The sequence below is a fragment of the Pseudomonas sp. SLFW genome (assembly GCF_009905615.1).
Taxonomy (GTDB): domain Bacteria; phylum Pseudomonadota; class Gammaproteobacteria; order Pseudomonadales; family Pseudomonadaceae; genus Aquipseudomonas; species Aquipseudomonas bambusae.
This window is the reverse complement of the sequence record NZ_JAAAKW010000005.1, coordinates 52474-74735: the sequence shown is the minus strand read 5'-3', so window position 1 is coordinate 74735 and position 22262 is coordinate 52474. Positions and strand designations below refer to the sequence as shown.

Genomic DNA, 22262 nt, shown 5'->3' with positions numbered 1-22262 from the left:
AGGCAACGGCGTGGAGCGTGGATCAGCCGAAACGACCGGTGATGTAATCTTCGGTCTGAGTCTTGGTCGGCTTGGTGAAGATGGTGTCGGTGTCGCCGTGTTCGATCAGTTCGCCCAGGAACATGAACGCGGTGTAGTCCGAGCAACGCGCGGCCTGTTGCATGTTGTGGGTCACGATAACCACCGTGAACTGTTCCTTCAGCTCCGTGATCAGTTGCTCGATGCGACCGGTGGAGATCGGGTCGAGTGCCGAGGTCGGTTCGTCCAGCAACAGCACTTGCGGGCGCAGTGCGATGGTGCGGGCGATGCACAGACGCTGCTGCTGACCACCGGACAGGCTCTGAGCGCTTTGCTTGAGCTTGTCTTTCACTTCATCCCACAGCGCGGCCCCGCGCAGGGCTTCTTCGACACGCTCTTCCATCTCACGACGCGACAGCTTTTCGTGGTGCTTCACGGCATACGAAATGTTGTCGTAGATCGACATCGGGAACGGCACCGGCTTCTGGAACACCATGCCTACGTGGCTGCGCAAACGGTTCATCGAATAGCCCGGCGCCAGGATGTTTTCGCCGTTGAGCAAGACTTCGCCCTTGGCTTCCAGCTTCGGATACATCGAGTAGATGCGGTTGAACACGCGCAGCATGGTCGACTTGCCGCAACCCGACGGGCCGATGATCGCCGTGATGCGCTTCTCGGGAATGGTCATGTTGATGGACTTCAACGACTGGTGGCCGTTGTAGTAGAAGTCGAGGTTGCGAACCTGGATCTTGGTTTTTTCGTCGGCAAGCGAAAGGTTATTCATCAGGATGCCTTATTGCGCAGAAGAAGGAGACGGGAGCTGAGGCTCAGCAACAGTACGAACAGGGTCATGATCAGGGCACCGGCCCAGGCCAGTGAGTGCCAGTCATCGAACGGGCTCATGGCGTACTGGAAAATCACGACGGGAATGCTGGCGATCGGCTTGAGCAGGTTACCGCTCCAGAACTGGTTACCAAATGCAGTGAACAGCAACGGCGCGGTTTCGCCGGTGATGCGCGCCAAGGCCAGCAAGATACCGGTGATGACACCGGCACGGGCGGCACGCAGGACAATCTGCAGGGTCAGTTTCCACTGTGGCACGCCCAGAGCCAGCGCCGCTTCACGCATGGTCGCCGGTTGCAGTTGGAGCATTTCGTCGGTGGTACGCACCACGACCGGAATCACCAGCAACGCCAGGGCGAGCGCACCGGCGAAGGCCGAAAAGCCTATGCGGTGGTCGGTCACGGCACTGATCGGCAGGATCACGGCGGTGTAGACAAACAGACCGAGTACGATCGACGGCGCCGACAGCAAGATGTCGTTGATGAAGCGAACGGCGTTGCCCAGTTTGGTGTGGCGCGCGAATTCCGCCAGCCAGATACCGGCCATCAGGCCGATAGGGGTGCCGATCAACAGACCGATGCCGGACATCAGGAAGCTGCCGTAGAAGGCGTTGGCCAGACCGCCCTCAGCGCCTGGCGGCGGTGTCATTTCGGTGAACAGACGCAGGTTCAGCGCCTGGAAACCGTTGACCAGGGTGGTGATCAGAATCCACACCAGCCACAGCAGACCGAAAACGGTCGCGCCGCAACTCAGGACCATCGCCAGCTTATTTTTGAAAGCCCGCATCCGATACAGGTTTTCGTTGTCGACCTTACTCATAGGCCCTCCTTGCGCGACAGACGGGACAGCATCAGGCGGGCAATGGCCAGCACGATGAACGTAACAACGAACAGCAAGAAGCCCAGGGCGATCAGCGACGAGCGATGCAGGTCGGTGTACGCCTCACTGAATTCGTTGGCGATCACAGACGCAATCGAACTGCTTGGCATCATCAGCGATGCGGAGAACTGGTGAGCGTTACCCAGTACGAACGTCACGGCCATGGTTTCACCCAGTGCGCGACCCAGTCCCAGGAAGACGCCGCCGACCACCGCCGAGCGGGTGTAGGGCAGGACGATGTCCCAGACCACTTCCCAAGTCGTGCCGCCCAGTGCGTAGGCCGACTCTTTTAGGGCCACTGGCACGCTGCGGAACACTTCAGTCATGACGGAGGTAATGAACGGCGTGATCATGATCGCCAGCACGATACCGGCGGTGAGCATGCCGATGCCGAGCGGCGGACCCTGGAAGACCGGACCGATCAGCGGCAATGCGCCGAGGTTGTCGTTGATCCAGGGCGCCAGGTAGGCCGCCATGAAGGGGCCGAAGACGAACAGGCCCCACATGCCGTAGATGATGGAGGGGATGCCCGCCAGCAACTCGACAGCGGAAGCAATCGGTGTGCGCAGCCAGGGCGGCGCCACTTCAGTCAGAAAAATCGCGATGCCGAAACTCACCGGAACGGCGATCAGCAGCGCAAGGAAAGAGGTGACCAGCGTGCCATAAATCGGCACCAATGCGCCGAAATGACCGGCGACAGGGTCCCATTCGGTACTGGTAAGAAATTCGAAGCCAAAGGTTTTGAACGCCAGGGCACCGCCCCAGAGCGTCGAGCCAGCGATGCTCGCCAGCAACAGCAGCACCAACAGAGCCGCTCCCAGCATCGTGCGCCGGAACCAGGCGTCGTGTCGGTGATCGCGGGCCGCGCGTTTTTCGCTCTCGGATTCAGCATCCGGAATCACAGCGGACATATATTGGGTGTTCTCAGTCATGGTGGGTCCACTCGCAAGGAAACCCTGTCACCGAGCGCTCGGTGACAGGGGTTAGCCGGATAACGTCGAGTTCTTACTTGAACTCGGCTTTCCAGTAGGTTTCGATCTTGCTGACCAGCTCTTTAGGCAGTGGAACGTAGTCCAGCGACTCGGCTTGAGCCTGACCGCTTTCCAGCGACCACTTGAAGAAGTCGAAAGCGGCCTTGCTTTCTTCAGCCTTCTTCGGCTGCTTGTACATGATGATCCAGGTGGTGGCAGTGATTGGCCATGCCTCAGCGCCCGGGGCGTTGGTCATGATCAGGTTGAAGTCCTTGGCGCTTGCCCAGTCAGCGGTAGCAGCGGCAGCGGCGAACGCTTTGGCGCTAGGCTCGACCGTTTTGCCAGCAGCGTTTTCCAGCTTGACGTAGGAAATGTTGTTGGTCTTGGCGTAGGCGAATTCCACGTAGCCGATCGAACCCTTGATCTGCTTCACGTAAGCAGCCACACCTTCGTTACCCTTGCCACCCACACCGACTGGCCACTGAACAGCCGAACCTTCGCCAGGACCGGCTTTCCAGTCCGGGCTGACTTTGCTCAGGTAGTTGGTGAAGTTGAACGAAGTACCCGAACCGTCCGAACGGTGAACCACGGTGATCGCGGTTTCTGGCAGTTTCACGCCTTTGTTCAGCGCAACGATCGCTGGATCGTTCCACTTGGTGATTTTGCCCTGGAAGATATCAGCCAAAACTTTGCCGCTCAGTTCCAGCTTGCCGGTTTCGATGCCTTCAACGTTGATGACTGGAACGATACCGCCGATCACGCTTGGGAACTGACCCAGGCCAGCAGCCTGCAGGTCTTCGGCTTTCAGAGGGGCATCGGAAGCACCGAAGTCAACGGTGGCTGCCTTGATTTGTGCGATACCGCCGCCGGAACCGATCGACTGGTAGTTAACTTTGTTGCCGGACTTTGCGCTGTACTCGGTCGCCCATTTCGAGATGACTGGGAACACGAAGCTCGAACCAGCACCAGTGACGTCCGTAGCGTGTGCCATTCCGGACAAGGCCATCGAAGCCAGCAGGAGTGACAGGCGTGTTTTTGTCAGCAGATTCACGGCAATACCTCAGCAAGAGAATGTGTATGTGTGGTCGCAGTTGAAGACCCGATGCAGATTTAAAACCCGAAACATTTCTGTTTGATGACAGTCTTGGGACACACCTTGGAATCGAGGCGATTTTGTAGGTGATTTCCTACACCCTGTAAAAACAAAACCCCCGGATTCATTGGCTCCCAACCGGGTTGTCCACGTTTTTAGAAATTAATATCAATGCGCCACAATCGGCTCGATAACGGCGCTGAAGCCCCGTGTTTTCGGCGTGAATATGACAAAACGGTGTCAGGATGACCGGTGTTGATGTCGGTCTTGCGTGTGATGGCTCAACAAAACGCTGCAATTGAGTCATAAAGGTGTTTCCAGGTTTTTCAGACCGTTCGAAATGACCGTTCGTCGGGACCACGGCACGTCTACGATCAGCTACCAGACCAATGTGTATCCACAACAGAAAGGGATTCACATCATGATCATGAAAAAACTGACGGCTCTGACCCTTGCCAGCCTGATGGCTATTGCAACAGGTTCTGCGTTTGCAGGGTCCACCGGCCCGACCAATCCGGTTGATACCAACTCCAACACCACTGGCCCACGTAATGGCAGCGCCGGCCCGAACACAGACGGCACGCCGAAAGCCGGCAACAGTTCCACCCCAGGCACCAAAGGCATGGGCAGCTCGGACGGTAATGGCGCCGCTGGCCAGGGTGGCGGCATGAGCAATGGCAGCGGCATGGGCGGCAGCGGCGGTGGCGCGGGCGGTACCGGCGGGTCCAGCGGTAGCAAATAAAGGGCAGCGAGCTGCCAGCCTTGAGTGGCGAGCTGTAAGCCCCAAGCTGTGCGCGCTGTTGCGACTGTCAATGAGCAGTCTTGAATCGCAGTGAGGGGGAGCGAGATGATTCGCTCCCCCGCCATTTCTGACAGCCGCGCAGGACCTTACCTCCCCCCCACAGCATTGGCCTCCCGCTCATTCCTCCGATTGGCCACTGGCATTTGCGCCGTCCCCCACTAATATGGCTCCGTTGAAAGACGATATCGTTTGTGACGGAGACATTCGCATGACCCTGGAAACCTGTAACACCGTTCGGATTCACGCCGCTCATGGCCGCTCACAAGAACTGGGCGAGTACTTGGCCGGTGTCGTCAAAAACCTCCCTTCCGTGTCCGGCTGCCTGAGCAGCACCCTCAACCGCGACGAAGCAGACCAGGATCTGTGGATCATTGACGTGCGCTGGCCGTCCTGCGACGTCATGGCCGCCCACTTCGCCAAACGGAGCAATGAAGGCTTGAACGGCTTGCTGAGCAATTGTTTCGTGCGTCAGGTGGCGTTCGAGAGCGACGCTGAACATTGCAACTTTCCCACAAGCCGTTGAGCGTCCGGGCAGTAATTCCCCTTGAACAAACACTTTAACGACCCCGCTTAATTGCCTGTTAACTAAACCAATCGTCAGAAAAACGGCCTGCGGAGGGGCTGATTGCGCGCGGAAAGTGGCGAACTCAAAAAGCCGGATTACGCTTCTGCTCTTGCAGGCAAGTGAGCGCTATCGCACGCACACCGTGATAGCACGTTGCCTCAGGAACTTCAGAGGTCATGCCATTATGAGAATGCTAAGTCTGAGTTTGATCGCACTGGCGGTTTCAGCGGGATATGTCCAATCGGTGGAAGCCGCCGAGGCGTTTGTCAGTGACCAGGCCGATGCAAAAGGCTTCGTCGAGGACGCCAAACTCAACGTGCTGTTGCGCAACTATTACTTCAACCGGGATGGCAAGAGCGGTGCCGGGGATCGTCGGGACTGGTCCCAGGCGGCCATGGCCAACTTCAGCTCCGGTTTCACGCCCGGCACGGTCGGTTTCGGCGTCGATGCCTACGGCTGGTACGGCCTGAAACTCGACGGCGGCGCGGGCCACTCCGGCACGGGCAATATTCCGGTCGACAGCAGCGGCAACCCGGAAGACGAATTCGCCACCGCTGGCGGTGCAATCAAAGCGCGCATCTCCAAGACCGAACTCAAGTGGGGCACGATGCAGCCCACCGCGCCGGTGTTCGCCGCAGGGGGCACCCGGCTGTTCCCGCAAACCGCCACCGGTTTCAGCCTGCAAAGCAGCGAGATACAAGGGCTTGACCTTGAAGGTGGTCACTTCACCGCAGGCAACGGGCCGCAGCACACCAGCTCTAGTGGCGAGCTGTACGCCAGTTATGCCGGGGTGACCACGAGCAGCGTCGATTTCGTCGGTGGCAAGTACGCGATCAACGACAGCCTGTCCGTTCAGTTATACGGTTCCGAATTCGAAGACGTCTGGCGTCAGTACTACGCCAACGCCAACTATGTGCTGGCGATGCCCAGCGATCAGTCGGTGACCTTTGACTTCAACCTCTACCGCACCAACGACGAAGGTCAGGCCAAGGCCGGTGAAATCAACAACACCACCTGGTCGCTGGCGGCCGCCTACAGTTTTCTGGCGGGGCACACCTTCACCCTCGCCTACCAGAAAGTCCATGGCGACGAGCCGTTCGACTACGTGTCTTTCGGCGACAACGGCCCGGGTACCACTGGCGACTCGATCTTCCTCGCCAACTCCGTGCAGTACTCGGACTTCAACGGCCCGGGCGAGAAATCGTGGCAAGCCCGGTATGACTTATCGATGGCGACGTATGGCGTGCCCGGCTTGAGTTTCATGGCGCGTTACATCAACGGCCGCGACATCGACGGCACCAAAATGGCCGCCGACAGCCCCTACCGCGCCTATGGCTATGGTGAGGACGGCAAACACCACGAAACCAACCTGGAAGCCAAATACGTGATTCAGGACGGCCCGGCGAAGGATCTGTCGTTCCGCATCCGCCAGGCGTGGCATCGCGGCAACGCTGATCAGGCCGAGGGGGATCAGAACGAATTTCGCCTGATCGTCGACTACCCCATATCTGTCCTCTAAAACGGGGCACTGCAATTGGCCCCCTGATCTTTCCCCGGATTGGCAGTGTGACCGGTGGCACGCGAGGCTTAGCGTGTCACCTGTCACCCTTTTTCGGAGCACCCTTCATGAAACTGCTGGCCGCCACCCTCTCCTGCCTCGCGCTTTCCCTGCCGCTGTCCTTCAACGCGCAAGCCCACGACGACACACACGAAAAAATCACGATCCTGGAAAATCACCCGATGCTCAACGCGCCGGGCAAAAAGGCCATGGTCCTGACCGTCGATTACACGCCCGGCCAGGCTTCCATTCCCCATAGCCACACCGGCAGCGCCATGGCCTATGTGCTCGAAGGCGAAGTCGTTTCACGTGTCAACGACGGCAAGGCGATCACCTATAAGGCAGGGCAAACCTGGTACGAACCCGCTGGATCGAAACATTACGAATCGCGCAACGCCAGTGCCACACAACCGGCGAAATTGCTGGTGTTCATCCTGCTGGACGACAACGGCGAGGTGCTGACGCCACTGCCGAAGTGACCTCGACGTCGACCCTCGCGGCGCTCTGGCACAAGGCGCCGCCGGTCAGCGCCCCATCACGCTGCACTCAATTTTTTCGGTCAACTGTCGATAAGCCATCAGTAGAGCCCGAACACCGGGCCGGACTTGATGAACGAAAGGCACAGGCATGTACGACATTTATCTGCTGGTAGAACACGGCCGCGATCAGGGCGAAGTTTCCGTTTTGGGCTGGTTCGATGACGAGCGAGCGGCCAAAGACACGGCAGAAGCGATGGAATGGAAGGCCTACCGCGAAGAATCGAAACGTCAGCATCAATGGTCCAGCCAGCCGCTGCTGCCACCGGACCAGACCTCCCACCGGCGATTCTGGGTGAAAGGGATTTCGAAGTTTTCCCATACGCCTGCGCCACGGTCCTGGGCGGTGCATTGAGCTCGCGCTTGAATGACACGGCACCGGACGGCATGCCGCGCTCAGCCCTGCCGCGGCTCTAGCGGCAGCGTTGTAAATGACTCCACGCCTGCAATGGGCTGCCAGTCGTTCAATGGGGTCAGGAAGTGAAGCTCGAACCGCCTGGACACGAACGCCCATTTCCCTGCCCGGCGTTCGAACCGGTCGTGATAGAGCCCGCTGACTTGTACCGGGCCTTTGTCGACGTCATGAAACAGGCAGTCCGCGGCGACGGTTCCTGTCGCGCTGTCACCTGCGATCTCGATCAGAGGATTGGCCATCCAGTGATGCATATGGGGCATCTGGCGCCAGCTGTTTTCAGCCATGGCGAGGATTTCATCACGGCCCGTCGCGGCGCCGAACCCCGGCAGATCGAGGCTGGCGTCGAGGTGCCAGATGTCTTTCAAGAGCCTCGCATCGATGCGGTCGAATGCGTTCGAGTAAGCGCTGATGAGTCGATCGATCGCGGCGCGGCTTTCCAGCGCGTCGAGTCGAGCGCTCAGGGTTTCGATGCCCATGGTGTTCTCCTGTGGGGCTGAATGCCCCTGATTGATCCACATGAATAAACCGTCGTTTGGAGCGACACGCCCATGGTGAACATCCTTGGAGCGGAGCGGCACTGCCACGAATGAACGACGGCCGTGCAGTTTTGTAAGGCGCAAAAACGGCGAGTGACCCTCAAAATCGGCCGCAATCGGCTTGACCCGAGTCGGCGAAAAAACCTGCTCGACCGAGCCTGTTTTTCAATCGACGTCTCTCGTTCGCCGTGAAACCTGAGTGGCCACACAGGATGCCTGTCATGTCTCAAATTGAAACCGAAGTGTCCGAGCCACGGCGCTGGGTGATGTTCGCCATTTTGCTCGTCGGCGCATTTCTGCCTCCCCTGGACTTCTTCATCGTGAATGTCGCGCTGCCCTCGATACAGGGGGATCTGGGTACCGGGTCCTCCGCCGAGCAACTCGTGATCTCTTCCTACGCAACGCTCTACGCCGTGACGCTGATTACCGGCGGTCGACTCGGCGATCTGTACGGTCGCGGTCGGATGTTCTTTCTTGGCCTGCTGGGCTTCGCTGCCGCATCCCTGATGTGCGGCCTGGCGGCGTCGCCCTGGGTCCTCATCCTCGGACGCGCCTTGCAAGGCGTCACTGCTGCCGTGATGGCGCCTCAGGCGCTTGCTTCGGTACAGGCCATTTTCCCGGCGTCGGAAAGGCCATTGGCACTGAGCCTGTACGGAGCGGTGTTTGGACTGGCGTCTGTGATCGGTCAAGCGCTGGGCGGCGTTTTGATTGCGGTCGACGTGTTGGGCATGGGGTGGCGGGCGATTTTCCTGGTCAACCTGCCGATCGCTTTGCTGGTCATTGCGTTCGGTATCCCTCTGCTCAAGGAAACCCGCGCCCGGCACGCCAGCAAGCTGGACCTGGTGGGCACAGCATTATCGATGTTGAGCCTGACCGCCCTGGTCGTGCCGTTGATTGAAGGCCGTGAGGCGGGATGGCCCCTGTGGGCGTGGTTGTCGCTCGCGGCCGCCGCCGTGCTGGCAGCCGTGTTCTGGCGTTACGAAAGCCGGCTGCACCGTGCTGGCGGAACCCCCATCCTCGCGCCCGCCGCCCTGAAAGCACCCGGCCTGGGCCGAGCGTTACTGGTCGCGCTGTGCTTCTATGCCATCGGGGTATTTTTCCTGCTGTTCTCGATGTACATGCAAGGTGCGCTGCGAATGACCGCGCTGCAGGCCGGCCTGATTTTCCTGCCATTTGGCGCAGGGTTCCTCCTCGGCCCCCTGTCGGTCCCTCAACTCAGACGCGTCCTTGGCGGCTACGTGAATCCCGTAGGCATGGCACTGGAAGTGGCGGGGTTTCTATGGCTTGGCTGGCTCGTCTCAGTGACGCCGCCTGCCCTCGCCCCGCCGCTCACGTCACTGGTCGTCATTCTTTTCCTGATCGGCTTTGGACAAGGGCTGGCCTTGCCGACGTTGATGCGCATGGTGACCGGCCGAGTCGCACCGGCGTATTCCGGGATGATTGCGGGCATCACCAGCGCCACGTTGCAGATCAGCACATCGCTGAGCGTCGCATTGATCGGCGGCGTTTTTTATACCTTGCTGGGAGACCAGACAACCCCGACCAGCATCACTCACGCGTTTACGATTTCCGTGCTGTGCATCGCGGCTTGCCTGGCGGTCGGTGCTGCGGTGAGCCTGACCCTGGCGCGGGAGTCGACCCTGGCATCGGAGGTGTCGGCGGCTCGCACGTCCTGAAGGGCATAAACGCTCTAACCCGAGCCGATCATGCTCGACGCAAGGTCGGCCAGCGCTCGCAGGCGGTCCATCTGGCGCATGTCCTGGTGATACCCCATCCAGATGTCCCGACCCGGTGGGGGCTCATACTCATCCAGCAGTCGCAGTCCCGGCACCGAATCGCCCAGGACCCGTGGCAATACGGCAATCCCATGGCCCATCGCGCACATCTGCGCCTGGACGGTCCGGCTGCTGCTGGTGAACACGGTGCGCGCCTGCGGATAGCGCTGCTGAAGCCAGAGCACGTCGGGGTAGTGAGCCTGGGCGACGCTCATGAGGATCAGGCCCACACCTTCGCCCTCCGGGTGGGGCGCCGGCGCATGCACAGCGGCATAGAGTCCGTATGGCAAGGTTGTCAGCTTGCGGTGCACGACGTCGGGTTCGGTGAAAGGCACGATGCGGAATGCGATGTCGGCATCCCGCCGGGCAAGGTCGAACAGTCGATGCCCGGCAATGACTTCGGGAACGATCAATGGATACCGACGCACCAGTTCGCTCAGCACCGGTGACAACACATGACAGGCGAACCAGTCGGCCGATGAAATGCGCAACAGCCCTTCCGGCTGATCGCTGTCTCCGGCCAGACGACGTTCGATGGCCAGGGCGCTGTGTTCCATGTCCTGCGCCAGACCGAGAATCCGCTCACCACTGTCGGTCAGGACCAGCCCTTGCGCAGTCCGCAGAAAAAATGGCTGCCCACTGGTTTGCTCAAGCACCTGCAACCGACGCCCGACCGTCGGATGACTCACCCCCAACTGCCGGGCAGCGCCACCCAGCGAGCCGCTGCGGGCAATCGCCAGGAATATCCGCATGTCGCTCCAGTCCATGCTCCACCTCGTACATAAATGAACGACGAGGTTGCAACAACGGCACTCCGGCAGCAATCCCCCGCGCCGAAGCGCGGGGCATTGTCACCGCCCTGCGCTCACGATCAACGACCGGCGATAAGGCCGCCGTCAACGTGCAGGATCTCCCCCGTCGAGAAGGCGGCATCTTCCAGATAAAGCACCGCACGGACGATGTCCTCGACCTCGCCCAGCTTTTTCATGGGGTGGAACCCTGCCAGTTGCTCGACCATCGCAGGGTCGTGCATCGGCGTTCGGATCACACCGGGGGCAACGGCATTGACCCGAATGCCCTTTGTGGCGTACTCGATGGCCAGGCTTTTGGTGGCGGAATTCATGCCGCCTTTGGTCAACATGGCAATGAAGGCAGGAGACAGTGAGCTGGCGAACTCGGCGGTGGAGGCCGTGATCTGCACGACGTGGCCGGTGCCTTGTTTCAGCATCACCGGAATGACTGTCTGGGTCGCGAAGAAGAAACCGTCCAGGTTGGTCTTCAATTTCAGGCGGTAGTCTTCTTCCGTGTAGTCGGTAAACGCTTTGCCAATAAAGATGCCGGCGTTGTTCACCAGCGTATCGATGCGGCCAAATGTCTCCAGGGCCGCCGCCACCAGCCGCTTGCTCGTTTCCGGATCCCCAATGTCCCCTGCGACGGTCACCAGGCCTGCGTCATGGGAGGGCTGGATCGTGCGGGATGTGGCGACGACGCCGTAACCTCTTGCGCGGTACGCCTGCACGATCGCTTCGCCCATCCCCTGTGATGCGCCGGTGACGATGGCGACTTTCTTGAAATCTGACATGGCTTGACTCCTTGAATGCTCGTTGAGTGAGCAGACGATAAAGCGTTGTCAGCTGTTCAGAAATTCCCTATCTTCGATCAATGACTGATCAAAAACGAACAGCCCTCGATTGGCAAGATGTCAGCGTCTTCCTGGCCCTCGCTCGGCATGGCAGCCTTTCCGCAGCCGCGCGGATGCTGTCTGTCAGCCACGCCACGATCGCCCGACGCATTCACTCTCTTGAGGACGCCCTGGGAGAAAAACTCGTCGAGCGACGGCCAGACGGGTATGTCCTGACGCTGGCAGGCACGCACGCGTTGCAGGCGGCCAGCGAGATGGAGGACGCAGCGCAGGCGCTCACCAATGGCACGCACGATGGAACGCCCTCGGGCCTCATCCGGATCAGCTCCTCCCCCGGCCTCTCCAACGGCTTTCTGATCACCCGCCTTCCGGTATTGGCGGCCCGTTACCCCCGATTGAACATCGACCTTGCACCAGCCCTTCGATCGGTGAGCCTGGAACGGCATGAGGCCGACATCGCGATTCGCGTGGATGCACCAAAAGACGGCGACATCATTGCGCGGCCACTGACCACCATTGGCTACGGTTTCTACGGCACTGAACACGCCTGCCGCGCCGCTGAGGCAGGAAGCGATTTGGTGTTCATCGGTTTCAACGAGGCCGATGCCTACCTGACGCAAGCGGCATGGCTGACGAAGCACTTCCCACGCGCGCGCGTGGCATTTCGTGCCAAAGACCAGTTTTTGCAGTCCATGGCCGCCCGCTCAGGTATCGGACTCGCGCTGATCCCGCACTACATTGGCAGGCAAGACCCCGCATTGCGGATCTGCGACCTCGGTGCGCTTCCTGCGAGCCGAGAGGTGTACCTCCTCACTCGAAGCCGCGACCGGAAAAATGCGTCCATCCGCATGGTGGCAGATGTGGTGGCGGACATGTTCGAACAGGAACGTGAGGTGTTTGTCTGAGCCTTCGGCCATGTTCCATCGTGCGAGGGACGAAACATCAGCGGACGCTATGGCCCGAAGACGCCAGCGCCAAAGCCGAGCGACTCATGTCGCCTCCCGATAATCTCCCGGCAACGCCCCAAACCGGTCCCGATACACCTCGCTCAACCAGTCGATAAACACCCGCACCCTCGGCGACAGATACCGGTGGTGCGGGTACATCGCGGACACTGACAGGCCCGGGCTTTGGCAATCACGCAAGACCTCGACCAGTCGCCCATCATCCAACGCCTCCTCAATGTGGTAACGCGGCACCTGAATCAGGCCGCATCCGCGCAGTGCACACACCACGTAGCTTTCCGCGTCGTTGACCGCCATCCAACCGTCGAGGTCGAACGAGCGGATCTGGCCGTCGATGATCAATTCCAGCGGAAAACTCGATGAGCCGGTGCTGGAGAAGAATTTGACGACTTGATGGCTCGCCAGGTCGTCCGGCGTCCGGGGAGTGCCGAACCGCTTCAGGTAGTCCGGGCTGGCGCAAATGGTTTGTGGCATCACGGCCAGCGGTCGAGCGACCAGCGTAGAGTCGCGAGGGGTGCCAGCGCGCACGACGCAATCCACTCCCTCTTGGACCAGATCGACCAGCCGGTCTCCCCCGCTGGCGGTCAGTTCGATGCCGGGGTAGCGCGCTCTGAACTCGTCGATTCTCGGCAGCACGATTTTGGTGGCGTGGGTGCCATGCATGTCCACCCGTAATACGCCTTGCGGGTTCGAGGCGACGTGACGCAGCGATGACTCGGCGTCGTCCAGCTCGCTCAGCACAAACACGCAACGCTCGTAGAACGCCTGTCCGTCGACGGTCGGGCGCACGTGTCGTGTGGTGCGCTCCAGCAAGCGGATGCCCAGCCTGTTCTCAAGTTCCTTGATCGCATGGGTCGCGGTTGCGCGGGGGATGTTCAGCACCGCAGCCGCCCGGCTGAAACTGCTCAGCTCGACGATGCGAGTGAACAGCTGAAGCGAGTCGAAACGGTCCATGCATTGTTGTTCCCTGCTGAATAGTGTTGCCAATCTATACGTATTTATCCGGCAACAACAAACAAGCACCATGGGCATCACAGGGCGCTCATGCCCACCCACTCGAATGACCGGAGCTCTTCATGACTGACAAGATCGTGCACACCGCCATCGTCACCGGCGGTTCCCGTGGCATCGGCCAAGCCATCGCCACCCGCCTGGCCGCTGACGGGTTTGCTGTGGTGGTCAACTTCACCCACAACGCCGCCAAGGCGCAGGAAACCGTCGCGACCATCGAAGCGGCAGGCGGAAAAGCCATCGCGGTGCAGGCCGACGTCGGTCAGCCAGACGAAGTCGCGACCTTGTTCCGTGCCGCCAAAGATGCGTTCGGCAGGATTGATGTCGTGGTCAACAGCGCTGGCGTGATGCCGATGGCAAGCATCAGCGAAGGCAGCCTGGCGGACTTTGACAAGGTGATCGCAACCAACTTGCGCGGCGCGTTTCTGGTGCTGGCCCAGGCTGCCGCTCATGTCGAAGACGGCGGCCGCATCATCGCGTTGTCCACCAGCGTGATCGCCAAATCGTTCCCGGCCTACGGTCCGTACATTGCCTCCAAGGCCGGTGTCGAAGGGTTGGTCCACGTGCTGGCGAATGAGCTGCGCGGTCGTCGCATCACCGTCAACGCCGTGGCCCCTGGCCCTGTCGGCACCGATCTGTTCCTTGAGGGCAAAACCCCGGAGCAGATTCAGCACATCGCGCAACTGGCCCCGCTGGAACGCCTTGGCACCCCGGACGACATCGCCAGTGCGGTGGCATTTCTGGCAGGCCCGGACGGCGGCTGGATCAATTCGCAAGTGCTGCGCGCCAACGGCGGCTTCGCCTGAGACATTCGCCTGAGAGCGACGACCCCATGAGGAATGCCCCCGTGACAGAAGCGATCAGCATTATCGAGGTTCACACCCGACACCTTGCCGCCTCGTCGTGCGCGTCGCAGCTCTCGTCGCTCGCGACCCTCATGCTCGACACGCCGGGGTGCATCACCTATCAGGCCCTGCACAGCCATGGGCGAAGCGGTCTCTGGATCCTCACCGGCCTGTGGGAATCCACGCAGGCGATGGAACGCCACTTCCACCACCCGGCCCTCGGCGAACTGATCAACCTGCTGGGCGCGGAGTCGGTGAGCAAGGTCTCGGCCCGTGCGTTTCCATCCTCCGCAACAGCAAGATGTTGTGACCATGGACATCTCGGCACCTGAAAACCGACCTCCCGTCCTGCCAGGCGCTGCACCCTTGATCCACTCCCGGAATGCCATTCATAAGCTACGCTGACCTTCTCACATCACGATGTGCCGCTCCCGATGAATGAAAACATTGTCATCGCCGCGCACTCGTATGATGACTCGAGTCGCGTTACCATGCACCGCCTCGAAGGCTCTGGAATGGCACTTTCAGCGGTCTTCGTTCACTGATGGCACGGCCTTTTGGCCTTCTTTCAGCGCGTTTTGGAGCGAGTTAATGGACATTCCGGAAGTCACCACCTTTACCCACGACATAGCTGTGGCCCAGCGCCTGCTGGCCGCGATCGACGATGAACTGCTGGCCGTCACGACGGGTTGCATGACCGCGAACGACACCGGCCCTGCCCTCCGCCGGGTGGAACAGATCATCGATCAGCGTTTGGGGAATTTCAGGAAACACCCGCTTATGGGGCCTGTGATCTGCGAAATGAAACAGCAGTATCAGCGCCTCATTCTGGATCGGCAGCACCCCGTGCAGAGCGCCGGATTGCGGCTGCTGCCGTCGGCTCAGAGCCGCCCGGTCATGAAAGGCGTCTGACCACTGAGGGAAGACTAGCGTTCAGCGTCTACAGGTCGGTGGCGCAGCGCTTGAGCAAATCGCGGATAGGCTCACGCACATTGCGTTTGGCCAGCCGCTTGGCGCTGATCCAGCGACAGTCGTCGATTTCGTTGCAGGGACGGGGCTTCTTGGACAAGGTCCGTCGCGCTTCGAACAGGAAGTGCACGACGTTATCCTGCTTGTATTCTGACACATACGTCAGGCGGTCGAAGCTGAGGCCGGTTTCTTCCGACATCTCGCGCTTAGCGGCTTGCAGAGGGGTTTCGCCCCGCTCGACGCGCCCGCCGGGAAGATTCCATTTCGACCGGCGTTTCCGAACGAAGAGAATGTCTCCATCACGTCGATAAATGACCGTGGCGCGGCGTTTCAATCCCTTGTATTTGATGGCGCTGGCGTCCGTGGCACTCATAAGTCATCCCGATAGCGGTTGCAAAACGTCGAATTGACAATCAACAGGCTTAACGACGCTCGCACTACTTTGCCCGGAGAACGTGTCGGAGTGATGACAGTGAAGCGGTCGTCGAAGCCAATGTGAGCAGGGCCGTCGGCCATCACCCACCACTCCGACCGCCCCGTTGAAAACGCGTTCCAAAAAAAATGCGGTCAGACGGCGCTGGCCCGCCACTTCTCAGTCGTGCAACCCGCGAGCAGCGGGCAGCAGCCCCCGAAACTTCCTGTACCGCGCCTGCAAAACGGGTTGTGCCGATGGCATGGGCTGATACCGCGCCTTGATCGGCAGACCTTGCCGTGGCAGATCGGCCCCCTGCCCGATCGCCATGAACCCGAGTTTCGCGGCCCCGATGCACGCGCTCAATTCGCTGCCCTGTAAGGTGAAGACTTCCCGCTCCAGAATATTGGCCAGCAACTGCGCCCAGTATTCGCTGCGCGCGCCACCGCCCACCAGCGCGCAGGCGTTGACCGATGCGCCTGCCGACAGCGCGGCATTCATTGCATCCAGCAACCCGAAACCGACACCTTCCAGCACGGCATAACCGAGCATCGCGGGCGTGCTGTCATGCCCCAGGTTCATGAAGCCGCCCCGCAGCAACGGGTCGTTATAAGGGGTGCGCTCGCCCGCGAGATACGGCAAGAACAGCGGGGCGTTTTCGGCGACAGGCTGACTGACCGGCAGCGTGGTGTTGATCAAGTCCAGCAGCGTTTGTTCGTCCGGCTGACCGAGCAAGCGTGTCACCCAGCGCAGACAACTGGCGCCCGCGAGCATCGCGCCCATGGTGTACCAGCGGTTCGGCAGCGCATGGCAGAAACTGTGCACGGCGCTTGGTGGATGACCCGCCGCGTGATCGGTGATCGCGACGATGGCGGCGCTGGTGCCGAGGGTGACGAACGCATCCCCGGCATTGACGGCGCCGATGCCCACCGCCGAGACCGGGTTGTCCCCGCCCCCGGCCGCTACGGGCAGGTTCACGGGGAGTTTGAGCTGCCGGGCCGCTTCAGTCGTCAGGTGGCCCGACAATTGATCGGCTTCCAGCAGGCGCGGCATCTGCGCCAGGGTCAAGCTAGTGGCGTGGAGCATCGGCGCGAACCATTCGCGCCTGGCCACGTCGAGCCAGAGAGTGCCCGCTGCGTCCGACATGTCGCTGACCTGCTCGCCGGTCAACAGCAATCGCAGGTAATCCTTGGGCGACAAGACGCAGTGGATGCGGGCGAACAACGCGGGCTCGTGCTGCTTGAGCCACAGCAGCTTCGGCGCCGTCAGCCCGGCCATCGCCAGGCTGCCAGTCGCGTCGGCGTAATCGGGAAAGTCGCGGTTCAGTTGCTCGGCTTGCGCCATCGCTCGGGAATCGTCCCAGAGGATGGCGGGATAAAGCACCTCGTTTGCCTGATCGAGTAAGACCGCGCCGTGCATCTGCCCCGACAGTCCAATGCATTCGATGCGTTTCCACGCCTCGGGTTGTTCGGCGCGCAGTTGATCCAGCGCGGTCACGCAGGCCTGCCACCAATCGGCAGGATTCTGCTCCGACCAGCCGGATTGGCGGCGCGACACGCTGATACGCGCCCCCGCCTGTCCCAGCACCTCAGCCTCGGCGCTCATCAGCACGGCCTTGACTTCCGAGGTGCCCAGATCGATGCCCAGAGAAACAGCATGACTCATCGTTGTTCAGTTCCTGTCAGCGAAAGACGCTCAAGGGCATCCACATGAGTTTCGGATGCGTAACGTCGCGGCCAATCGCTCCGAGCCTCGTCGGCCCTCTGGGTTGTCGATGCGTTGCAGCAGCAGTTGCACAGCGCGCTCACCCAGGGCTTGCACCGGCTGCGCAATGACACTCAAACGTGGCAGGAAAAAATCCGCCCAGTCGAAATCATCAAAACCCACCAACGCCATCTGCTCGGGCACCGCAATCTTCGCATCCCGCAACGCGTGCATGGCGCCAATGGTCATCAGGTTGTTGGCGGCCATGATCGCGGTCGGCGGCGTGGCCAGAGCCAGCAATCCCGCAGCCGCCTTGCGCGCCGACTCGCTGTTGGATTCGCCGTTGACCAGCAGCGTGTCGTCGAACGTCAGACCGGCATCTTCCAGCGCCAGGCGATAACCGTCGATGCGCTCCTCGGTGGTGCTCAACCCGCGATGGCCGGCGATCATGGCAATGCGAGTGTGACCGTGGCCGATCAGGTGCGTGACCAGTTCGCGGGTCGAATCGCGATTCTCGACCCCGACCTGATCGAAGCCGTCTGCCGCAAGCCGATCTACCAGCACCGTGGGGATGGCATTGGCCTGGAGATAGGCCAGCGCCGCCTGTTCGGGATCGCTGGAGGGGGCCAGGAGGATGCCGTCCACCCGCCGATGGTGCAGCGCCCTGACCACGCGCAATTCCTGCGCGGGATCGTCGTGGGTGTCGACGAACAGCATCATGATGCCGTGGCGCGCACACTCGGTCTCAATGGCGTGAACGGTCTCGCTGAAATAGTGGTTGGACAGCGCCGAAATCGCCACGCCGATGGTGTTGGTGCGCGAGCGGGCCAGCGAGCGCGCGAGGGTGTTGGGGATGTAGCCCAACTCCCGCACCGCCTGCTGCACCGCCTCCACCGTTTCCGGGCTGACCTTGCGCGTGCCGTTCAGCACGTGGGACACCGTCGATGTCGACACCCGAGCCCGTCGCGCCACGTCCTCCATTTTGACCACTGCGTTCACTCCCTCCGCTTTCCGTTTCAGCGCTTGCTCGACCAGCCAGTGTATGAACCGACGTTGTCACGGGTGATCAGCTTCGGCGTCAGTTGCGTGACGGCTTCGGCCGGTTTCTTGTCGTTGAGCAGGTCATTGCCGATGACCACGGCTTGCTGCGCCATGGCCCACGGGTCCTGGCTCGCGGAGGCCTGAATCGACGACTCGGATTTCAGTGCGTGCTCGATGTCCGGCGCGCCGTCCACCGAGGTGATGACGATGCCACTGCGTTTGAGCTGACGGGCCGCGAGATCACTGCCGATGGCTTGCGGGTCGTTGATTGCAAACAGGCCGTCGATTTTCGGGAAGCGCGTGAGGTAGCCCTGCATCGCGTTCAAGCCGCCGTCGCGGGAGCCTTTGGCGTCCTGATCATCGGACAGCACCTTGATGTCAGGCGCCGCAGCGAAGGCCGATTTACAGCCGGTCACGCGGTCGGTCACGGCGGTCACTTGCGGGCCGTTTTCAATGATCACGTTGCCCTTGCCCGAGAGCTTGTCGACGATGAACTGGCAGGCCAGCTTGCCCGCTTCGACGTTGTCGGTCTGCACCGTAGCGTCCACACCGGTGGCGCTGACGTCAACGGCCACGACTTTGATACCTGCCGCCTGGGCTTTCTTGATCGCCGACGCGATGGCTTTCGGGTCCACGGCGTTGATCAGGATCAGGTCCACGCCCGCCGCGATGAAGTTGTCGATCTGCGAGAACTGCTTGCTCAGGTCGTAATCGGCGGACACCGACGTGACCTTGGCGTTGGGATTGATTTCCAACGCCTTGGCCTTGGCGCCGTCGGCCAGGGTCACGAAATACGGATTGCCCAGCGAGCCGAGGCTGATGCCCACGGATTTCAGTTCGCGGGCCTCGACGACCTGGGACAACAGCGCCGCCAGACACAGGGACACGACAGCAGGGAATTTGCGTTTGAAGTTCATGATGCCTCTCTTGTGGTTATTGTCAGAGCCAAAGGATGAAACGCGTACAGCCAGAATGACGAATCAGGTCCGCGCGCCGGACTGGCGATAACGATCCAGCGCCACCGCGCCGATGATCACGATGCCTTTGATGATGTATTGCCAGATGTCCGAGACGCCGAGCAGCACCAGGCCGTTGGTCAACACTGCAATGATCAGCGCGCCGATCAACGTGCCGCCGATGGTGCCAACACCGCCGGTGAAACTGGTGCCGCCAAGGATCACTGCCGCAATCGCGTCCAGCTCGTAGGACTGCCCCAGTTGCAGGCCATTGGCAGCGAACAGGCGTGACGCACTCATCACCGCGCCCAGCCCTGCCAACGCACCGGAAACGGCGTAGACGAACAGCAAGACCTTCCACACCTTGATCCCGGACAACCGCGCCGCCTCGGGATTGCCGCCCACGGAATAGATCTGCACGCCCATGACCGTGCGCCTCAAAATGAACCAGGAGATCACGATGACGGCCACGGCGATGATCACCAGCCACGGCACGCCGAGCACCGAATCGTTGCCGATGAAGGCAAAGGGCAAATCGGGGTTGAACACGGTCTTGTCGTCGGCCAGCAATCGCGCCAGGCCGCGCATGGCGGTCAGTGCGCCGAGGGTGACGATGAAGGGAGGCAGGCGCATGAAGGCGATCAGTCCGCCGTTGACCAGCCCGAGCAACAGGCCGAACCCGACCCCGGCGAAAATCCCGAGCATGCCCCACTGCGGCGACATCGAGGCCTGTAACGCCACCACCGCCGACGCCGCGAGAATGGCGCCCACTGACAGGTCGATCCCCGCCGTCAGAATCACGAACGTCATGCCCGCCGCCAACACCACGTTCACCGACGCCTGCTGGGTGATGATCGAAAGGTTCTGCAGGGTCATGAAGCTGTCAGTCATCAGCGCAAAGCCGATCAGCAACAGGATCAACACCGGCAGCATACCGATGGTGCGCATCAGCTCACGCACCCGCTCGCGCTTGCTGATCGCGGCGACGGTGGGCGAGTTCTCCAGAGGCAGACTCATGGCCTGGGTTCCTTTTTATTGTTGTAGATAATGTTTAGAGCGGGCGCAGATCCCTTGTAGGAGTGAGCTTGCTCGCGAAGAGGCCGGTACATCCGAAACATCTCATGCGTCCGAGCCCACGTCATCGCGAGCAAGCTCACTCCTACAGGTCACGCGGGGGCTGTGATACCTGTACCTGCTCGCCACCGGTCGCCAGATCAATGATCTGCTCCTGAGAAATCGCTTCCCCCGACGCGCCGCCGACCTCCGCCACCAACTCCCCTTCGCGCATGATCAGCACCCGATCACAGGTGCCGATGATTTCCGGCAGCTCGCTGGAAATCACCACGATCCCCACTCCGGCCTTGGCCAGTTCGTTGATGATCCGGTAGATCTCCGATTTCGAGCCGATGTCCACGCCACGGGTCGGTTCATCGAGAATCAGCACGTGGGGTTTGACCTCCAGCAGCCGCGCCAGCAGCACTTTCTGCTGATTGCCACCGGACAGCGCGCCAACGTTGACCTTGCCCGACGCCACGCGAATCGACAGCGAACGAATCGCTTCCACCGCCCGCTGCGCCCCGCGTCCACGATCCAGCACGCCACCGGCATGGGCGTCGGCCACGCAGGCGCAGACGTTGATGTTGTCGCGCACGCTCATGTCGAGAAACAGGCCCTGAGCCTTGCGATCCTCAGTCAGGTACACCACGCCCGCACGAATGGCATCGGTGGGATTGCGCAGCTCAGTGACTGGTTTTCCTGCGACTTCCAGCGTGCCCGAGGTGCGCTGGTCGGCTGCGAAAATCAGCCGCGCCAGCTCTGTGCGCCCTGCCCCGACCAGCCCGGCGATGCCCAGCACCTCGCCCGCATGCAGGTCGAAACTGCACGGCTTGACCCGCTTTCCGTCCGCCATGTCGCGCACGCGCATCACCACTTCGCCAGGGTCGTACGCCGCGTGTTCTTTCTTGTAAAACCCGGACAGATCGCGGCCCACCATCATCTTCACCAGCACGTCCGCCGACAGCCCGTCGCGCTGCAACATGCCCACGTACTCACCGTCCCGCAACACCGACACGCGATCCGACAATTCGTAGATTTCCGCCATGCGATGACTGATGTAAATGATCGCCAGACCTTGATCCCGCAGCTGCTTGATCAGCGCGAAAAGCCGGTCCGTTTCCCGGGACGACAGCGGGGTGGTGGGCTCGTCCATCACCAGAATCTTCGCGTTGGCGTGCAAGGCACGGGCGATCTCCACCAGTTGGCGCTCGGCAATCGACAACGCGCTGACCTTGGTCGCAGGTTTGAAATCCGCACCCAAGCGGCTCAACACCTCGACGCAACCGGCTTCCATCGCCTTGCGATCAATGCTCCAGCCGCGACGCAGTTCTCGCCCCAGGTAAATGTTCTCGGCCACGCTGAGGTTCGGGCACAGGCTCAGTTCCTGATAGATCACCGCAATGCCTTGGGCTTTCGCAGTGAGCGGATCGAACGCCGCCAGCGTCTGACCGCCAATGCGAATCTCACCCCCAGCATCGGCCTGATAAGCCCCCGAGAGGATTTTCATCAATGTTGACTTGCCCGCACCGTTCTCGCCCATCAGCGCATGGACTTCACCGGCATAGACTTTCAGGGCGACATTTTTCAACACGCGCAGGCCGTTGAAGGTCTTGGAAATGGCGTTCATTTCCAGCACGGGCAAGGGATGTTCAGCGAGGACGGCACTCATG

Annotated in this window: 25 protein-coding genes; 10 read left to right on the top strand and 15 right to left on the bottom strand. The window is 61.0% G+C overall.

Translation table 11 applies throughout. The features are described from left to right. Window positions 1-22: 22 nt before the first annotated feature. From pstB to GVN17_RS10750, 5 genes are all read right to left on the bottom strand, one after another. Window positions 23-802, bottom strand: coding sequence for a phosphate ABC transporter ATP-binding protein PstB (gene pstB, locus GVN17_RS10770; protein ID WP_166595250.1), 780 nt, complete (start codon window positions 800-802; stop codon window positions 23-25). After that, entirely contained in the window at window positions 802-1680 is an 879-nt protein-coding gene (gene pstA / locus GVN17_RS10765) for a phosphate ABC transporter permease PstA (protein WP_166595249.1), read from the bottom strand. The genes pstB and pstA overlap by 1 nt, the downstream gene beginning before the upstream one ends. Then, complete coding sequence (gene pstC / locus GVN17_RS10760) at window positions 1677-2672, bottom strand: phosphate ABC transporter permease subunit PstC (protein WP_166595248.1); 996 nt, start codon at window positions 2670-2672, stop codon at window positions 1677-1679. The genes pstA and pstC overlap by 4 nt, the downstream gene beginning before the upstream one ends. A gap of 73 nt (window positions 2673-2745) precedes the next feature. Then, entirely contained in the window at window positions 2746-3762 is a 1017-nt protein-coding gene (gene pstS, locus GVN17_RS10755; RefSeq protein ID WP_166595247.1) for a phosphate ABC transporter substrate-binding protein PstS, read from the bottom strand. A gap of 166 nt (window positions 3763-3928) precedes the next feature. Then, window positions 3929-4111, bottom strand: coding sequence for a hypothetical protein (locus GVN17_RS10750; RefSeq protein WP_166595246.1), 183 nt, complete (start codon window positions 4109-4111; stop codon window positions 3929-3931). 33 nt (window positions 4112-4144) lie between these two features. Here GVN17_RS10750 and GVN17_RS10745 point away from each other — a divergent pair, with 33 nt between their 5' ends. The 5 genes from GVN17_RS10745 (at window position 4145) to GVN17_RS10725 (ending at window position 7620) form a co-directional block, all read left to right on the top strand. Beyond that, a complete protein-coding gene (locus GVN17_RS10745) occupies window positions 4145-4546 on the top strand; it encodes a hypothetical protein (RefSeq protein ID WP_166595245.1) in 402 nt (133 codons plus the stop codon). A 268-nt stretch (window positions 4547-4814) separates the two neighbouring features. After that, window positions 4815-5129, top strand: a complete 315-nt coding sequence (locus tag GVN17_RS10740; protein WP_166595244.1) for a putative quinol monooxygenase — start codon at window positions 4815-4817, stop codon at window positions 5127-5129. A 226-nt stretch (window positions 5130-5355) separates the two neighbouring features. Further along, window positions 5356-6690 carry an OprD family porin gene (locus tag GVN17_RS10735; RefSeq protein WP_166595243.1) on the top strand — a complete coding sequence of 445 codons (1335 nt, stop codon included), beginning with the start codon at window positions 5356-5358 and terminating at the stop codon, window positions 6688-6690. 107 nt (window positions 6691-6797) lie between these two features. Continuing rightward, window positions 6798-7208, top strand: a complete 411-nt coding sequence (locus GVN17_RS10730) for a cupin domain-containing protein (RefSeq protein WP_166595242.1) — start codon at window positions 6798-6800, stop codon at window positions 7206-7208. Between the two features lie 148 nt (window positions 7209-7356). Then, window positions 7357-7620 carry a hypothetical protein gene (locus GVN17_RS10725; protein ID WP_166595241.1) on the top strand — a complete coding sequence of 88 codons (264 nt, stop codon included), beginning with the start codon at window positions 7357-7359 and terminating at the stop codon, window positions 7618-7620. A gap of 41 nt (window positions 7621-7661) precedes the next feature. On the opposite strand, the gene GVN17_RS10720 is transcribed toward GVN17_RS10725, so the two are convergent. Further along, entirely contained in the window at window positions 7662-8156 is a 495-nt protein-coding gene (locus tag GVN17_RS10720) for a nuclear transport factor 2 family protein (protein WP_166595240.1), read from the bottom strand. Between the two features lie 281 nt (window positions 8157-8437). On the opposite strand from GVN17_RS10720, the gene GVN17_RS10715 reads away from it, so the two are divergent. Beyond that, complete coding sequence (locus tag GVN17_RS10715; RefSeq protein WP_166595239.1) at window positions 8438-9892, top strand: MFS transporter; 1455 nt, start codon at window positions 8438-8440, stop codon at window positions 9890-9892. A 14-nt stretch (window positions 9893-9906) separates the two neighbouring features. Here the strand turns inward: GVN17_RS10715 and GVN17_RS10710 are convergent, their stop codons facing one another. Together GVN17_RS10710 and GVN17_RS10705 are read right to left on the bottom strand one after the other, a co-directional pair. Beyond that, window positions 9907-10758, bottom strand: coding sequence for a LysR family transcriptional regulator (locus tag GVN17_RS10710; protein WP_166595238.1), 852 nt, complete (start codon window positions 10756-10758; stop codon window positions 9907-9909). 104 nt (window positions 10759-10862) lie between these two features. Beyond that, a complete protein-coding gene (locus tag GVN17_RS10705; RefSeq protein WP_166595237.1) occupies window positions 10863-11573 on the bottom strand; it encodes an SDR family NAD(P)-dependent oxidoreductase in 711 nt (236 codons plus the stop codon). Window positions 11574-11653: 80 nt separating this feature from the next. Here GVN17_RS10705 and GVN17_RS10700 point away from each other — a divergent pair, with 80 nt between their 5' ends. Further along, on the top strand, window positions 11654-12538 hold the full coding sequence (locus GVN17_RS10700) for a LysR family transcriptional regulator (RefSeq protein WP_166595236.1): 885 nt from the start codon (window positions 11654-11656) through the stop codon (window positions 12536-12538). Window positions 12539-12622: 84 nt separating this feature from the next. Here the strand turns inward: GVN17_RS10700 and GVN17_RS10695 are convergent, their stop codons facing one another. Beyond that, the gene (locus tag GVN17_RS10695; protein WP_166595235.1) at window positions 12623-13552 is read right to left on the bottom strand and encodes a LysR family transcriptional regulator; all 930 of its coding nucleotides are present in this window, start codon (window positions 13550-13552) and stop codon (window positions 12623-12625) included. Between the two features lie 122 nt (window positions 13553-13674). Here GVN17_RS10695 and GVN17_RS10690 point away from each other — a divergent pair, with 122 nt between their 5' ends. The 3 genes from GVN17_RS10690 to GVN17_RS10680 all read left to right on the top strand — a co-directional run bounded on the left by GVN17_RS10690 (window position 13675) and on the right by GVN17_RS10680 (window position 15366). After that, a complete protein-coding gene (locus GVN17_RS10690) occupies window positions 13675-14415 on the top strand; it encodes an SDR family oxidoreductase (RefSeq protein WP_166595234.1) in 741 nt (246 codons plus the stop codon). A gap of 41 nt (window positions 14416-14456) precedes the next feature. Further along, complete coding sequence (locus tag GVN17_RS10685) at window positions 14457-14786, top strand: antibiotic biosynthesis monooxygenase (RefSeq protein WP_166595233.1); 330 nt, start codon at window positions 14457-14459, stop codon at window positions 14784-14786. Window positions 14787-15045: 259 nt separating this feature from the next. After that, entirely contained in the window at window positions 15046-15366 is a 321-nt protein-coding gene (locus GVN17_RS10680; RefSeq protein ID WP_166595232.1) for a hypothetical protein, read from the top strand. 28 nt (window positions 15367-15394) lie between these two features. Here the strand turns inward: GVN17_RS10680 and GVN17_RS10675 are convergent, their stop codons facing one another. The 6 genes from GVN17_RS10675 to GVN17_RS10650 form a co-directional block, all read right to left on the bottom strand. Next, on the bottom strand, window positions 15395-15796 hold the full coding sequence (locus GVN17_RS10675) for an NUDIX hydrolase (protein WP_166595231.1): 402 nt from the start codon (window positions 15794-15796) through the stop codon (window positions 15395-15397). A 219-nt stretch (window positions 15797-16015) separates the two neighbouring features. Continuing rightward, window positions 16016-17500 (bottom strand): xylulokinase, encoded by a 1485-nt coding sequence (xylB, locus tag GVN17_RS10670; protein WP_166595230.1) that lies wholly within the window; start codon window positions 17498-17500, stop codon window positions 16016-16018. Between the two features lie 30 nt (window positions 17501-17530). Then, complete coding sequence (locus tag GVN17_RS10665) at window positions 17531-18529, bottom strand: LacI family DNA-binding transcriptional regulator (RefSeq protein WP_166595229.1); 999 nt, start codon at window positions 18527-18529, stop codon at window positions 17531-17533. Window positions 18530-18555: 26 nt separating this feature from the next. Beyond that, the gene (locus GVN17_RS10660) at window positions 18556-19497 is read right to left on the bottom strand and encodes an ABC transporter substrate-binding protein (protein WP_166595228.1); all 942 of its coding nucleotides are present in this window, start codon (window positions 19495-19497) and stop codon (window positions 18556-18558) included. A gap of 63 nt (window positions 19498-19560) precedes the next feature. After that, entirely contained in the window at window positions 19561-20553 is a 993-nt protein-coding gene (locus GVN17_RS10655; RefSeq protein ID WP_166595227.1) for a ribose ABC transporter permease, read from the bottom strand. A gap of 142 nt (window positions 20554-20695) precedes the next feature. Continuing rightward, on the bottom strand, window positions 20696-22261 hold the full coding sequence (locus GVN17_RS10650) for a sugar ABC transporter ATP-binding protein (protein ID WP_218576161.1): 1566 nt from the start codon (window positions 22259-22261) through the stop codon (window positions 20696-20698). Window position 22262 lies beyond the last annotated feature (1 nt).